This window comes from Caulobacter sp. BE254, assembly GCF_031457295.1.
Lineage (GTDB): Bacteria > Pseudomonadota > Alphaproteobacteria > Caulobacterales > Caulobacteraceae > Caulobacter.
On sequence record NZ_JAVDWJ010000004.1, the window covers coordinates 229,780 to 243,132 of the forward strand.

Sequence of the window (13,353 nt, forward strand, 5' to 3'; positions counted from 1 at the left end):
GCCACGTCGCCTAGAGGCGCCCATGACCGAGCCCCCGCCGCGCCAGGCCGCCGACATACTGATTTCCGGCGCCTTGATCGTCACGATGGACGCCGAACGCCGCGTGATCGGCGACGGGGCGGTGGCGATCCTCGGCGACCGAATCGTCGCCATTGGCAAGCGCGAGACAATCGCGTCCCAGGTGGACGCCCATCAGACCGTGGACGGGCGCGGGTTTGTCGTCACGCCAGGCCTGATCAACACTCATGTCCACGTCACCGGCGACCCGCTGATCCGCGGTTTCATCCCCGAAGATCTCGACTTCATGGAGGTCGTGTTCGGCTGGGCGACCAGGCTGCACCAGGCCCAGACCCCGGACGATCAGCGCCTGGCCGCCCAGCTGGCGGCGGTGGAGATGCTGCGCAACGGCGCCACCTGCTTCCTGGAGGCCGGAACCATCCTGGCCCTGGACGAGGTCGCCGACAGCCTGCGCCAGACCGGTATCCGGGGGCTGATCTCGGAATGGGTGATGGACCGCGCCTTCGACCCCGCCGACGACCAGACCGCTCTGACCGACCGCGCCCTTCGCACCCTCGAGGACGAGATCGTCCGCCACCCCTTGCGCGACGACACCCTGATCGCCGCCTGGCCCAGCCTGGTCGGCCACCAGACCAATACCGACACCACATGGCGTTTCGCCAAGCAGTTGGCCGACCAGCATGGCCTGGGCGTATCGGCCCATATGAGCCCCTCGGCCCTGGATGCGGAGTGGTACCTGGCCAACACCGGACGCCGGCCCGTCGAGCATCTGGCCAAGCTCGGTGTGCTGGGGCCCAATGTCAGCCTGACCCACGCGGCGCACCTCGATGCGCACGAAGTCGCGCTGTTGGCGGCGAGCGGCGCCAGTGTCGCGCACTGTCCGATGGCGGCGCTCAAGGGCGGCTATGGCGTCACGGCGGTCGGCCTGTTTCCCGAGATGGCGGCCAGCGGCGTCAACCTGACCCTGGGCACCGACGCCGGGGTCAGCGGGGACCTGATGCGCTGCATGAGCCTGGCGGCCGGCCTCTTTCGCGATGCGCGCCGGGACAATCGCCTGTTTCCCCCTGCCAAGATCCTAGAAATGGCCACCCTCAACGCCGCCCGCACCCTTCAGATGAGCGACCGGATCGGTTCGTTGGAGGTGGGCAAGAAGGCCGATCTGGTGATGCACGACACCGACCGGCCCGAGTGGCGGCCGCTGCTCAATGTCATCGCCCAGCTGGTCTGGTCGGCCGACGGACGCGGCGTGCACAGCGTCTGGGTCGACGGCCGCAGGGTGGTCGAGGACTATCGCGTCACCACCGCGGACGAACACCGCCTCTATGCCGAGGTTCAGATCGCCGCCAAGGCCCTGATCGCCCGCGCGGGCCTCCCCGATCGGCAGGTCTGGCCTGTCCTCTGACGACTTCGCGGGTCGCCAACTGCTTCACTGGCCAACTGCTTCACTGATCGTCAAGCGATGAGGCGCGAAGCGTCAAGCGTGCGCATCCGAGCGAGCGCACCCTTCGGACGCTGGAAAAGGCGCGCCTTGTCGCGTTCGAGACCCTCTCATGCCGACGCCATGTGAGGCGCTCCGAAGCGTCAACGTTGGTGGATAAGGAGTGTAGGCATGTCGCGCGGCGTCCTGATCATGATCGTGGCTTCGCTGGGGTTCTTCTTCGTCACGGCGACGACGTTCACCTCGCTGGGATACGTGCTCTACACGATGGTGGCTGATCTCGGCTGGTCGCAGGCCGCCGCCGGCACGAGCTTCTCGTTTCTGGGCTTGGCCTGCGGGCTGAGCAGTCCCCTGGCTCCCATGATGATGAAGTGGATCGGCACGCGCCTGACGATGTTCCTCGGCGGCGTGGTGCTGGGCGTGGGCTTCCTGCTGGCGGCCGCGGTGCATGGCATCGGCGTGTTCTTCATCGCCACCACCTTCATGGGCGTGGGCTTCTCGCTCGTCGCGCCCTCGCCGGCGGTGTATCTACTGGCCACCTGGTTTCCGAAGACCTCGTCGCGGATGATCGGCTTCTATTTCATGGCCGGCGCCTTCGGCGGCGTGGTCGGCCCCCTGATGGTGGGCGCCATTGTCTCAACCACCGGCAGCTGGCGGGCGCACTGGATGGTGATGTCGATCGCCGCCTTCCTGGTCGGGCTGATCAGCCTGGCGACGATCAAGGACGCCGTCCCCGTCACCGCCGTCTCCGACGTCAAGAACGCGGGCCTGGCCGAGAAGACCGGCGACACCGAGGTCGCTCCCGAAGTGGCCCTGTGGACCGTGCGCCAAGCGCTGATGAGCCGATCCTTCCTCCTGCTGGCCCTGGCGATGATGATCGTTCAGACCGTCGTCACCACCATGCACTCCTCGCTCGTGACGCATGTCGCCAGCCTTGGTCATGGCCCAACGCCCGGCGCCCTGGCCATGAGCCTGCTGGCCTTGATGGGCACCCTGACCAAGGGTGTCACCGGCGCCCTGAGCGAGAAGGTCAATCCCAAGCTGCTCCTGGTCGGGGGCCTGGCCTTGCAGGGCGCGGCCATGGTCCTGCTTTCGGTCGGCGTCGTCCCGGGCTGGGCCTATGTCGCCGCTCTGCTGTTCGGCGTTGGCTGGGGCCTGTCCTGGCTCAGCGCCCACGTGCTGCTGCTGCGCTATTTCGGCGGGACCATCGCCGGCGACATGGTGGCGATGGCCACCATGGCGACGACCTTCGCTGTCGTCGGCCCGCTGGTGGCCGGTTGGAGCGCCGACAACACCGGCAGCTTCGTTCCGGTGTTCCTGATCTTCGCGGGCCTGCTGGCGCTGACCGTCGTGGTCACCGCCCTCTTCTTGCGGCCCCCGACGCCTCGCGCGTCCGCCCGACCGACGAGCGACAGCGAGCGCCCTCCGATAGGCGTCACGTCACTGAGCGCCGCCGAATGACGACGTCCGGCACGGATGCGCGAACGATCTAGAGGCCGATCCTGGCTTGGCGACGCATCTGGCGAGGAGAAGCGCCAAAGCGCTTGCGGAAGGCCCGGCTAAATTGCGTCGATCCCTTGAACCCCCAGCGATTGTAGATCTCCGGGATCGAGCGCGCGGCGTGCTGCGGACTCATCAGGTCCAAGCGGCAGCGTTCAAGCCGTCGCATGCGCACATAGCCGCTGAAGGTCTCGCCGTTCGCCCCGAACAGCCTCTGCACGTAGCGGGGCGAGACCCCTTCGCTGTCGGCAAGCCGGCGCAACGAAAATCCCGGGTCGGGCATCTGGCTTTCAACCGCCTGACGTAATCGGCGAAGGTTGGCGCGGCTCTCCAGGTCATGACCTTCCCGCTCGACGGTCCAAAGGGTGAAGAACTCGGTCAGCGCCATCTCAACGGGCCTGAGCTGCTGGACAGTCAGATCTCGCAGGACGTTGCCTGTCGCTCCCAACAGGCCCGACAAGATGCGGACGCTGCCTCCCGCCGTGGCGAGATGGCTCACACGCGCATCCTCTGTGGCGTCCGCTTGCAGGTCGGTGACGACCTGAGGCGCGCGAACGAACAACAGTCGGCACCCTGCTTCCAGCTTGACCCCAACGGCTTGGTCGCTAGATCCGTGGGCGATGTCGCCGGGTGACATCGCGTCACCTCGCTTATCCGAGACCAGGCTCGCCCGGCCCCTCAGCAAGGTGGCCATCCACGTGGCGCGCGGCTCCAAGCCACACCTACCGGAAATCGACTGGTTCGCCGCGTCGACGAGCATGAACTCGACGCCGAGCGGCGAGGTAAGACACAGTACCGAAGCCCCTAGGGGCTCGACGTCTGGCGGGCCGCTCACCAGCAAGCCCAAACGCTCCATCGTGTCACGCCACTGCCGCGTGCCCGTCTGGCCATCGGTGCTGAACGACCACGCCACAACGGGGGGCGCGCTTCGGTTCCAGGGCTGTCCAGAGCCCGGAGCAGCAGGCTGGTCCCTAGGCTGGGCCTTGAGCCGCTCGAGCCGTTGGACAGACGCCATCTTGAACCGCGCTCCGATCGTTTGATCCACGCTAGGAGCCGCGCTCATCTTCATCTTGCCCAGGCACGTCCAATAAGTTGTCGGCCGCCGGGCGATGAGGCCTGGCGTGCGGCATCAGCGGACTCGAGGATCGCTAGAGTTGGCGCGGAATCGCAGAGCGGTGGCGTGGATGACTTCGGGACTTCTCCGAACTCGAACTCTCGGCTGGGGGGCGCCTCCTTCTTTCCAGGAAACACCGGCCTTCGACGGCGCCGGGCCAACCCGTCGGTGCAATCTGGGCCCCGTCCCCTATATGTCGGGTCTCGCCACCACCGGACCACGCCATGACCAAGCCCCTGAAGATCGATTTCGTCTCCGACGTCTCCTGCCCCTGGTGCGTGGTCGGCCTGGGCGGGCTGGAGGCCGCGCTCGACCGGGTCGGCGACCTGGTCGACGCCGAAATCCAATTCCAGCCCTTCGAACTCAATCCGAACATGCCGCCCGAGGGCCAGAACATCGTCGAGCACATCGCCGAGAAGTATGGCGCCACGCGGGAGCAGTCCGCCGCCAACCGCCAGGCCATCCACGACCGGGCCGCCGCCGTGGGCTTTTCCATGGTCACCGACGAGAACAGCCGAATCTACAACACCTTCGACGCCCACCGCCTGCTGCATTGGGCCGGACTGGTCGGCGACCAGAAGGCCCTGAAGCGCGCCCTGTTCGAGGCCTATTTCACCGACGGCCAAAGCCCGGCCGATCCCGAGGTGCTGGTCGCCGCCGCCATGAAGGCCGGCCTGGACCCGCACGCCGCCCATCAGGTGCTGGCCTCGGGCCAGTACGCCCAGGAGGTCCGCGAGGCCGAGCGCAAGTGGCAGGCGGCGGGGATCAGCTCGGTGCCGGCCGTGGTGATCAACGACCGCTACCTGATCTCGGGCGGCCAGCCGGCCGACTATTTCGAGCAGGCCCTGCGCCAGATCGCCGCCGAGGCCTGAGGCAGATCGTCAAATATATTTACTTCGAAGCGGAGCCTTGGCGGGTCGAGCGCGTTTAATCTCCGAACGGGGAACATCGCATGATCAATCCGACTTCGACCCACATCACCACGGAACAGGCCACCTTCGAGCGCGAGCTCGTCAGCCTGATCCCGCACCTGCGCGCTTTTGGCCGTTCGCTGACCGGCAACGCCAGCCATGGGGACGACCTGGCCCAGGACGCCCTGGCCAAGGCCCTGACCTCCCGCGCCTCCTACCAGCCCGGCACCAACATGAAGGCCTGGACCTTCATGATCCTGCGCAACGTCTTCTATTCGGAAAAGCGCCGCTCGTGGCGTTCGTGCCCCCTCGATCCGGAGGTCGCCGAACGGACCCTGGTGTCCGTGACCAACCCGACGGCCGCCTTGGAACTGGACGAGATGCGCCGGGCGCTGGACATGCTGCCGCCCGACCAGCGCGAGGCCCTCATCCTGATCGGCGCCGCCGGCATGTCCTACGAGGAAGTCAGCGACGTCACCGGCGCGGCCCTGGGCACCATCAAGAGCCGCGTCAGCCGGGCTCGCGACCGCCTGGCCCTGATCTTCGCCGAGGGCAAGATCACCGAGGACCACCAGCCGGCCCACGCCGCCATGGCGGCGATCTTCCGGCGCATCGACGACTACCGGACGGCGTCGCGCGCCGCCTGACCGATCTCGAAACCAAGCGAAGGGCGGCGCCTCAGTGCGCCGCCTTTTTGCGTGGGATCAGGTGCAGCACGCCGACGATCGCGCCGCCGACGACCAGCCCCACCACCGCCGAGCCCGCCGCCGTGGCCAGCCAACCGGTGACCGGCCCGACCACCGGAGCCCCGCCGGCCCAGTGCGACGCGCCCTCGACCCAGTGCGGCACGGGGGTCAGGTGGAAATGCTCCAGGCCGTGGACGATGATGCCGCCGCCGACCCATAGCATGGCCGCCGTGCCGATCACCGTCAGGGCCTCCATCGTCACCGGCATGGCCTTGACCAGCCCGCGCCCGAAGGCCCGCGTCGCGGCGTTGGACCGTTGGGCCATGTGCAGCCCGATGTCGTCCATCTTCACGATCAGCGCGACCACGCCGTAGACGGCGATCGTCAGCGCCACCCCGATCACCGCCAGGGCCGCGGCCTGGATGGCCAGCGGCTTGTCGGCGACGTCGGCCAGGGCGATGGCCATGATCTCGCCCGACAGGATCAGGTCGGTGCGGATGGCGCCGCCGACCTTCTGGGCCTCCAGTTCCGCGCTGCTCAGGGCCAGGTCCTCTATTTCCTCGCCGGCGACCTCATGGTGAGCGAAGGCCTCGATGATCTTCTCCGTGGCCTCGAACGCCAGGTAGGCCCCGCCCACCATCAAGATCGGCGTCACCGCCCAGGGCGCGAAGGCGCTGAGGATCAGGGCGCCGGGCAGCAGGAACAGCAGCTTGTTGCGGAACGAACCGACCGCGATCTTCCAGACGATGGGCAGTTCGCGGTCGGGCGTGAAGCCCATGGCGTAGCCGGGGGTGACGGCGGTGTCGTCGACCACCACGCCCACCGCCTTCGTGCCCGCCTTGCCGGCGGCGGCGCCGACGTCGTCCAGGGACGCGGCGGCCAGCTTGGTGATGCCGGCGATGTCGTCGAGGAGGGCGGCGAGGCCGGAGGGCATGGCGGAGTCTCTGCAGCGAAGGATCAGGCTAGGCGAATAGACCGGACCGCTCGCTTCGGTCGAGCCCTAACCCTTCTTCAGAACCGCGTCGGCCTTCCGGTCGATCCGCCTTTCCTCGGCCTCGGACATCCGGCCCGCCTTCACCGCCTGGCTGGCTCGGGCCTTGGCGTTGCGGGCATGCGCCTTGTCCTCGATCGGATAGGCGCGCTTGTCCGGCTCGGCGAAAGCCTTGTCGGGCAACTTGTCGCGCTTGTCGGTGTCAAGTTCGGCCATGTGGGTCAGTCCTTCGGATGCGCTGTGCCCAGCGCCTCGACGGGCGCGTCGTCGTCGCCGCCATCGCCGTCGGGGGTGACGATCTCGGCCGGCTCGTCCTGCCGGGACAGGTCGCGGGCGCCCACGCCGCCGCCCTGCTGGATGTTGCGATTGGCCTCGACGGTCGAGGGATCGTAGGCGTCGTCGGCTTCGTCGCCGTTGGTGACGTCGGGTTGGGCCATGGAAGCTCTCCAGTCTCGTCCCAAGCCAACGACCGGCGGGCCCGGCCGTTCCCCGTCGCGCTCCCTCAGATTCCCTGCGGTGCGCGTCAGAATAAAATCAGAGCCTGTGGCAGTTGCAGTCTCCAGAGGACGCGCCAGATAAGCGGGACGCCGACGCGGGGTCGGCGCACGCTTCAGGGACTGCTTCATGCCCACTCTGTTCGATCCGCTTCGCCTTGGCGACCTCGAGCTGCCCAACCGCGTCGTCATGGCGCCGCTGACCCGCCTGCGGGCCGGCCCCACCCAGATCCCCAACGCCCTGATGGCCGACTACTACGCCCAGCGCGCCTCGGCCGGCCTGCTGATCACCGAGGGCGTGCCCGTGGTCCCGCAGGGCGTCGGCTACCAGGGCGTGCCCGGCATCTGGTCCCAGGAACAGGTCGAGGGCTGGAAGCAGGTCACCCAGGCCGTGCACGACAAGGGCGGCCGCATCTTCATGCAGATCTGGCATGTGGGGCGGATTTCCGATCCGTCGTTCCACGGCGGCGAACTCCCGGTCGGTCCTAGCGCCATCGCGGCCAAGGGCAATGTCAGCCTGCTGCGCCCCGAACGCCCCTACCCCACGCCTCGCGCCCTGACCGCCGAGGAAGTCGTCGGCGTGGTCGAGGCTTTCCGCAAAGGCGCCGAAAACGCCAAGGCCGCCGGCTTCGACGGCGTCGAGATCCACGGCGCCAACGGCTACCTGATCGACCAGTTCCTGCAGGATGGCTCCAACCAGCGCACTGACCGCTACGGCGGCTCGATCGAGAACCGCGCCCGGCTGATGCTGGAGGTCGCCGCCGCCGCCGCTTCGGTGTTCGGGCCCGGCCGGGTCGGCGTGCACCTGGCGCCGCGCGCCGACAGCCACTCGATGGGCGACAGCGACCTGGCCGCGACCTTCGGCTATGTCGCGAAGGCACTGGGCCAACGCGGTATCGCCTTCCTGTGCGCCCGCGAATATGACGGCCCCGACAGCTTGGCCGCCGAGCTGAAGAAGGCCTTCGGCGGCGTCTACATCGTCAACGAGAAATTCACCGCCGCCACCGCCCAGGCGGCCCTGGACGCGGGCAAGGCCGACGCCGTGGCGTTCGGCAAGGCCTATATCGCCAATCCGGACCTGGTGGAGCGCTTGCGCCTGGGCGCGCCGCTGAACGATCCGGACCCGTCGACCTTCTACGGCGGCGATGGTCGCGGCTATACCGACTACCCCGTCCTGAAGACGCTCGTCGCCGCCGCGGCCGAATAGGCCAAGGCGCTTGCGAAGGCGGGATTTCCGCCCAAGCCTGTATCCGCTGCGCCATTTGCCGCGTTGGGTCTTCACCAGTCGGCGCGTAGCGGATACAGGCTTAACCATGAGCGCGACCAACGATCACTGGAAGACCGTCCTGCAACGCGGCGCCAACGCCCTGGCCTTCCGGATCACCAGCCCGGCCAACGCCGCCAAGCCGGCCATGGTGGCCGAGCCCGCGCCCCAGAAGCGCGTCCTGCCCATCATGGTCTATCACGCGGTGGCCGCCTGCGCCCTGGTCGACGGCTGGGTGGCGGGCGGCGAAGGCGAGATCCTGATCGACCGCCCCGCCGTCCTCACCCGCCAGAAGCTGGTCAACGCCAAGGCCGCCGAACCGCCGGGCAGCGCCGAGTCGCCGTTCTCGACCGGCTACGCGGCCGACTACCGGCTGGAGCTGGCGCGCCTGGCCTGGCTGGCGATCATCGATGACCCGGGCCATCGCCTGGAGGCCCTGGCGGCGGCCTACGAGCCGCCGGAGCCGAGGGTGAAGCTGGTTTAGGGGCTCCGTCCGGGTACTCCTGAAGTTGTCATCCCGGCCTCGGGTCGCGCAAGCGGCCCGCCTCACGGCGGGCGGGCGCAGCGCTTGTCCGGGACCCAGGACAGCCGCACCGCATCAGCCCAGTCCCCTGGGTCCCGGACAGCCTTTGCGAGGCTTCCGGGATGACAACCTTTGAATGCGTTTGGGAACGCGTTTGGGCTGGATCGACGCCGCCTACCACGCCCCCGTATTCGGCATCGAGGCCCACGGCTCGGCCGGGTCCAGGCTGCCGTCCTGCAAGAGCTCGATCGAGATGTTGTCGGGCGAGCGGACGAAGGCCATGTGGCCGTCGCGCGGCGGGCGGTTGATCGTCACGCCCATGTCCATCAGCCGCTGGCAGGTTTCGTAGATGTCGTCGACCCGGTAGGCCAGGTGCCCGAAGTTGCGGCCGCCCTGATAGTCCTCGGGATCCCAGTTGTAGGTCAGCTCGACCAGCGGCGCCTTGCGCTCCTTGGCCAGCTCGACGTCCTCCGGCGCGGCCAGGAACACCAGGGTGAAGCGCCCCTTGTCGTTCTCCATCCGGTACATCTCGGTCAGGCCCAGGCCTTCGCAATAGAACCCCAGCGAGGCGTCGAGGTCCTTCACGCGGACCATGGTGTGCAGATAGCGCATGGGCGGCTCCTGGGGCGGTTCCCGGATCGGATCGGGCGTGGACGCAGGATACAGCCGCGGCCCGCCGCGCCGCACCCCACATTTGTCGGCTTGAACGACCCGGAAGACCTATTCGCCGGCCCGTGCGGCCGGGCCCTGCAACGCCTGCTGGGCCCGCTCGACCGCTTCCATCAGGTGGCCCAGGGCCAGGCCTTCGGGGCTGTCGGCGCGGTAGATCTCGCGCAGGGCCGGCACCCGGTCCTTGCAGGCGGCCATGGCGTCCAGGGCCCGATCGATCTTTCGCGTCAGCATGACAGTCATCGCCGTTGATGTTCTATGTTCGTTCTACAATGGCGATTTTCGGATATCAATCGACGACCGCCCCCGCCTCCACAGGTTTCTCCCGAGTCTGTCGCCGCCACAACGCCGCGTATTCGCCGCCGGCCTCCAGGAGCGTCGCGTGGCCGCCGCGCTCCACGACCTTGCCCCGGCGCAGCACGATGATCTCGTCGGCGTCGGCGATGGTCGACAGGCGGTGGGCGACGACCAGGGTAGTGCGCCCGGCGCGAGCCTTGCGCAGGGTGGCCTGGATGGCCGCCTCGGTGCGGCTGTCCAGGGCGCTGGTGGCCTCGTCCAGGATCAGCACGCGGGGATCGGCCAGCAGGGCCCGGGCGATGCCCACGCGTTGGCGCTCGCCCCCCGACAGCTTCAGGCCGCGCTCGCCGACCTTGGTCTCCATGCCCTCCGGCAGATTTCGGATGAACTCGCCCAGCTCCGCCGCCTCGGCCGCGGCCCAGACGTCCGCCTCGGAGGCGTCGGGACGAGCGAAGGCGATGTTGGCCATCAGGGTGTCGTTGAACAGCGCCACGTCCTGCGGCACCAGGGCCACGGCCCGGCGCAGCGAGGCCTGCTTCAGGGCCCTCAGGTCGTGGCCGTCCAGGGTGACCCGGCCGGCCTGGGGATCGATCATTCGCAAGGCCAGGCGCACCAGGGTGGTCTTGCCCGCGCCCGACGGTCCGACGATGGCCACGGTGGTCCCCGGCTGGGCGGTGAAGGTCACGGCCTGCAGGCCCTCCGAGCGCGCGCCATGGCGGAACGACACGCCCTCGAAGGCCACGGCCCCGCCCCGCCGATCGGCGGGCGGCGGCAGGTCGATCGCGTCGGCGGCGTCGGCCACGTCGGGCTGGGCCCGGCGCAGCTCGAGCATGGCCTCCATGTCGATGAACGACTGGCGGATCTCGCGATAGGCGAAGCCCAGGATGTTCAGCGGCCCGTACAGATTGACCAGGATCAGCACGGCGGCGGTGACGTCGCCGGGCCCGATCCGGCCCGCGGCCGCCTCGCCGCCGGCCAGGATGGCCATCACGCCCAGCCCCAGGCTCATCACCGCCGACTGCACGGTGTTGAGCAGGGTCAGGGAGTTGGTCGCCTTGATGTTGGCCGCGCCATAGGCCGTCAGGGCCGCATCGTAGCCGCCGACGGCGCGGTCCTCGGCCCCGAAGGCCTTGACCGTCTCGTAGTTCAGCAGCGCGTCCACGGCCCGCCCGGCCGCCTCGGCGTCGGCCTCGTTCATCACCCGCCGATGGCCGATCCGCCAGTCGGAGATGGCGAAGGTCACCACACCGTAGATCACCACCGTGACCACCGCCGTCAGGGCGAAGCGCCAGTCATAGGCCTTGGCCAGCACGATGGCGGCCATCACCAGCTCGACCGCGGTCGGGGCGATGTTGAACACCAGGCCACGCAGCAGGAAGTCCATCGACCGCGCGCCGCGATCGATCACCCGCGACAGCGAACCGGTGCGCTTGGTCTGGTGGAAGTCGATCGACAGCGACAGGGCGTGGGCGAAGGTCTCGACGGCCGCGCGGGTCTGGGCCGCCTGGGCCACGGGCGTGAACACCGCGTCGCGCGCCTGGGGCGCGACGGCGGCGACGAAGCGGATCAGGGCCCAGCCGCCGGCCAGGGCGGCGAAGGTCAGGCCGACCTGCACCGTTGCCCCCTGCCCCGCGCTCAGGGCGTTGACCGCCTTGCCCAGCAGCAGCGGCGCGATCACGCCCAGGAACTTGCCCGCGAAGGTGAAGACCAGGGCCAGGGTCACCCGCCAGCGCAGGCCCGGCGCCTTGGAGCGCATCACCAGGCTGAACAGGTCGGCCAGGGCTTTCCAGCCGTTGGCCTTGACCTCGGGAGGCGCGACCGTCCCGCCGCCGGTTCGCGACGCCATGCCCCTCATCGGGCGGCGCCCAGCAGTTGGGTGCTCTGCACGCCGCCGCCTGGCGTCATCCAATCGATCCGCCAGCCCGCGGCCGTGAGCGTCGAGGCCGCCGGACCGGCGGTGGGCGGCAGGGGCGGACCGACATCGACCGCCACCTGCTGCTCGCCCCCCTCGCCCGCCACCTGGATCACGTGGGTTCCGCCGGCCAGCGGCTGGTCGAGCGAGATCGAGAAGCGGCCCTCCCCGTCCACCTTGCCTTCGCCGCGCGTGACCCTGTCGACGCGCACGCCCAGTCCCGCGCCCGGCGCGCCGACGCCGGAGACCACGCTCCCGCCGCTTCGGTCATAGTCGATCGCCAGGATGCGCGGCGACGGCGAGCTCTGCCCCATCACTTCGGCCCCAGCCCCCGCGCGCAGCAGCACCGCGGTCCCGTTCGGCGCGACCATCAGATAGCCCTGGGCCTGGACGATGCGCCCTTCCATGGTCATCGACAGGCCGTAGAGCCGGGGTTCGGCGGCCAGGGGCGCCACCAGCCGCCACGCGCCCGTCGCGTCGGCCTTGCCTAGCAGCGCCTCGCCGGTCGGCGCGCCCAGCCTGACGCTGGCCAGGGGCTCGGCCTGGCCCGATAGCGCCACGGCGTCGCCCTGCCGGACCGCCGCCGCCACGCTGGGCGGCTTCAGATAGCTGTCGCGCAGTGAAACCTGCTCGGTCTTGGCCGTCGCCGGATCGTGGCGCCAGCCCTTGTCCTCGCGACCGCAGGCGCCCAGCGCCAGCATCGCCAGCGCCGCGACGGCCCAGGCCGACTTGAAACCGATCTCGCGAATCCTGATCATGGCGTATCCAACGGCCGACGACGCCCCGACGGCCCGTTTCTTGGCTGTTCACGTGCGGCGCGCCGCCCTTGGGGACAAGGACCGGCGCGCTGTTTATTTTCTGGAGTGGACGACGATGCCCGACCTGTCCAGCGGCCAAGCCGTCGCCGCGGAGGCCGCTCCGGCCGTCTGCGTCTATTGCGGCTCGTCGAACACCGCCGACCCGGCCTTCCTCCAGGCGGCGTTCGAGATCGGCGGCGACTTCGCCCGGGCCGGGCTGAAACTGGTCTATGGCGGCGGCGGCGTCGGGCTGATGGGCGCCACGGCGCGAGGGGCCCACGCGGCCGGCGGGCGGGTCCTGGGCATCATCCCCGAGTTCCTGCGCGGCCGCGAGCAGCCGTTCGACGATGTCGAGACGGTGATCGTCACCTCGATGCACGAGCGCAAGATGATGATGTTCGAGCGTTCGGACGCCTTCGTCGTGCTGCCCGGCGGCATCGGCACCCTGGAGGAGATCATCGAGCTTCTGTCCTGGCGGCGCCTGGACCTGCACCGCAAGCCGATCGTCTTCCACAATCCGGACGGCTTCTGGAATCCGCTGTTCACCCTGCTGCAACATACGATCGACCAGGGCCTGACCCCGCCCTCGCTGGCCAACGCCTGGCGGGTGGTCGAAAAGGCCGGCGACATAACGCCCGCCCTGCTGGCCTGGCTGGCGGAAATCGGCCAGGAAGAGGCCGCGTCAAACGTTCGTTTGTTGACTTAGTTGCGAAACGCAACCAATTTTGTCCCCAGCCGG

General features: G+C 69.1%; 15 protein-coding genes. 7 read left to right on the forward strand and 8 right to left on the reverse strand.

Going from position 1 to position 13,353, the window contains the following annotated elements:
• Positions 1-22 precede the first annotated feature (22 nt).
• Positions 23-1,420, forward strand: coding sequence for an amidohydrolase family protein (locus J2X41_RS09940; protein WP_310081530.1), 1,398 nt, complete (start codon positions 23-25; stop codon positions 1,418-1,420).
• A gap of 207 nt (positions 1,421-1,627) precedes the next feature.
• Positions 1,628-2,917, forward strand: coding sequence for an MFS transporter (locus tag J2X41_RS09945; protein ID WP_310081532.1), 1,290 nt, complete (start codon positions 1,628-1,630; stop codon positions 2,915-2,917).
• 28 nt (positions 2,918-2,945) lie between these two features.
• Here the strand turns inward: J2X41_RS09945 and J2X41_RS09950 are convergent, their stop codons facing one another.
• Positions 2,946-3,869: a helix-turn-helix transcriptional regulator gene (locus J2X41_RS09950; protein WP_310081535.1), complete on the reverse strand. Its 924-nt coding sequence runs from the start codon at positions 3,867-3,869 to the stop codon at positions 2,946-2,948.
• Positions 3,870-4,294: 425 nt separating this feature from the next.
• Between J2X41_RS09950 and J2X41_RS09955 the strand changes: the two genes are divergently transcribed.
• Both J2X41_RS09955 and J2X41_RS09960 read left to right on the forward strand, forming a co-directional pair.
• Entirely contained in the window at positions 4,295-4,942 is a 648-nt protein-coding gene (locus J2X41_RS09955; protein WP_310081536.1) for a DsbA family oxidoreductase, read from the forward strand.
• Between the two features lie 80 nt (positions 4,943-5,022).
• Positions 5,023-5,628: a sigma-70 family RNA polymerase sigma factor gene (locus J2X41_RS09960; RefSeq protein WP_310081537.1), complete on the forward strand. Its 606-nt coding sequence runs from the start codon at positions 5,023-5,025 to the stop codon at positions 5,626-5,628.
• Between the two features lie 31 nt (positions 5,629-5,659).
• On the opposite strand, the gene J2X41_RS09965 is transcribed toward J2X41_RS09960, so the two are convergent.
• From J2X41_RS09965 to J2X41_RS09975, 3 genes are all read right to left on the reverse strand, one after another.
• Positions 5,660-6,601, reverse strand: a complete 942-nt coding sequence (locus tag J2X41_RS09965) for a DUF808 domain-containing protein (RefSeq protein ID WP_310081538.1) — start codon at positions 6,599-6,601, stop codon at positions 5,660-5,662.
• Between the two features lie 66 nt (positions 6,602-6,667).
• Entirely contained in the window at positions 6,668-6,874 is a 207-nt protein-coding gene (locus J2X41_RS09970; RefSeq protein WP_310081539.1) for a hypothetical protein, read from the reverse strand.
• 5 nt (positions 6,875-6,879) lie between these two features.
• Entirely contained in the window at positions 6,880-7,095 is a 216-nt protein-coding gene (locus tag J2X41_RS09975) for a hypothetical protein (protein WP_310081540.1), read from the reverse strand.
• A 187-nt stretch (positions 7,096-7,282) separates the two neighbouring features.
• Here J2X41_RS09975 and J2X41_RS09980 point away from each other — a divergent pair, with 187 nt between their 5' ends.
• Both J2X41_RS09980 and J2X41_RS09985 read left to right on the forward strand, forming a co-directional pair.
• On the forward strand, positions 7,283-8,359 hold the full coding sequence (locus J2X41_RS09980; RefSeq protein ID WP_310081542.1) for an alkene reductase: 1,077 nt from the start codon (positions 7,283-7,285) through the stop codon (positions 8,357-8,359).
• A gap of 106 nt (positions 8,360-8,465) precedes the next feature.
• Entirely contained in the window at positions 8,466-8,900 is a 435-nt protein-coding gene (locus J2X41_RS09985) for a hypothetical protein (protein WP_310081544.1), read from the forward strand.
• Between the two features lie 213 nt (positions 8,901-9,113).
• Here the strand turns inward: J2X41_RS09985 and J2X41_RS09990 are convergent, their stop codons facing one another.
• The 4 genes from J2X41_RS09990 to J2X41_RS10005 form a co-directional block, all read right to left on the reverse strand.
• Positions 9,114-9,551 carry a VOC family protein gene (locus J2X41_RS09990; protein WP_310081545.1) on the reverse strand — a complete coding sequence of 146 codons (438 nt, stop codon included), beginning with the start codon at positions 9,549-9,551 and terminating at the stop codon, positions 9,114-9,116.
• Positions 9,552-9,659: 108 nt separating this feature from the next.
• Positions 9,660-9,842, reverse strand: coding sequence for a hypothetical protein (locus J2X41_RS09995; protein WP_310081547.1), 183 nt, complete (start codon positions 9,840-9,842; stop codon positions 9,660-9,662).
• 55 nt (positions 9,843-9,897) lie between these two features.
• Positions 9,898-11,751 (reverse strand): ABCB family ABC transporter ATP-binding protein/permease, encoded by a 1,854-nt coding sequence (locus J2X41_RS10000; RefSeq protein ID WP_404979914.1) that lies wholly within the window; start codon positions 11,749-11,751, stop codon positions 9,898-9,900.
• A 5-nt stretch (positions 11,752-11,756) separates the two neighbouring features.
• A complete protein-coding gene (locus J2X41_RS10005) occupies positions 11,757-12,575 on the reverse strand; it encodes a hypothetical protein (protein WP_310081549.1) in 819 nt (272 codons plus the stop codon).
• Positions 12,576-12,690: 115 nt separating this feature from the next.
• Between J2X41_RS10005 and J2X41_RS10010 the strand changes: the two genes are divergently transcribed.
• Positions 12,691-13,320 carry a TIGR00730 family Rossman fold protein gene (locus J2X41_RS10010; protein ID WP_310081551.1) on the forward strand — a complete coding sequence of 210 codons (630 nt, stop codon included), beginning with the start codon at positions 12,691-12,693 and terminating at the stop codon, positions 13,318-13,320.
• Positions 13,321-13,353: the final 33 nt, after the last annotated feature.

What these genes read in the sequence shown, in the direction of transcription:
- J2X41_RS09940 (WP_310081530.1), top strand. Translation starts at nt 23, where the DNA reads ATGACCGAGCCCCCGCCGCGCCAGGCCGCCGACATACTGATTTCCGGC.
- J2X41_RS09945 (WP_310081532.1), top strand. Translation starts at nt 1,628, where the DNA reads ATGTCGCGCGGCGTCCTGATCATGATCGTGGCTTCGCTGGGGTTCTTC.
- J2X41_RS09955 (WP_310081536.1), top strand. Translation starts at nt 4,295, where the DNA reads ATGACCAAGCCCCTGAAGATCGATTTCGTCTCCGACGTCTCCTGCCCC.
- J2X41_RS09960 (WP_310081537.1), top strand. Translation starts at nt 5,023, where the DNA reads ATGATCAATCCGACTTCGACCCACATCACCACGGAACAGGCCACCTTC.
- J2X41_RS09965 (WP_310081538.1), bottom strand. Translation starts at nt 6,601, where the DNA reads ATGCCCTCCGGCCTCGCCGCCCTCCTCGACGACATCGCCGGCATCACC.
- J2X41_RS09970 (WP_310081539.1), bottom strand. Translation starts at nt 6,874, where the DNA reads ATGGCCGAACTTGACACCGACAAGCGCGACAAGTTGCCCGACAAGGCT.
- J2X41_RS09975 (WP_310081540.1), bottom strand. Translation starts at nt 7,095, where the DNA reads ATGGCCCAACCCGACGTCACCAACGGCGACGAAGCCGACGACGCCTAC.
- J2X41_RS09980 (WP_310081542.1), top strand. Translation starts at nt 7,283, where the DNA reads ATGCCCACTCTGTTCGATCCGCTTCGCCTTGGCGACCTCGAGCTGCCC.
- J2X41_RS09985 (WP_310081544.1), top strand. Translation starts at nt 8,466, where the DNA reads ATGAGCGCGACCAACGATCACTGGAAGACCGTCCTGCAACGCGGCGCC.
- J2X41_RS09990 (WP_310081545.1), bottom strand. Translation starts at nt 9,551, where the DNA reads ATGCGCTATCTGCACACCATGGTCCGCGTGAAGGACCTCGACGCCTCG.
- J2X41_RS09995 (WP_310081547.1), bottom strand. Translation starts at nt 9,842, where the DNA reads ATGCTGACGCGAAAGATCGATCGGGCCCTGGACGCCATGGCCGCCTGC.
- J2X41_RS10000 (WP_404979914.1), bottom strand. Translation starts at nt 11,751, where the DNA reads ATGGCGTCGCGAACCGGCGGCGGGACGGTCGCGCCTCCCGAGGTCAAG.
- J2X41_RS10005 (WP_310081549.1), bottom strand. Translation starts at nt 12,575, where the DNA reads ATGATCAGGATTCGCGAGATCGGTTTCAAGTCGGCCTGGGCCGTCGCG.
- J2X41_RS10010 (WP_310081551.1), top strand. Translation starts at nt 12,691, where the DNA reads ATGCCCGACCTGTCCAGCGGCCAAGCCGTCGCCGCGGAGGCCGCTCCG.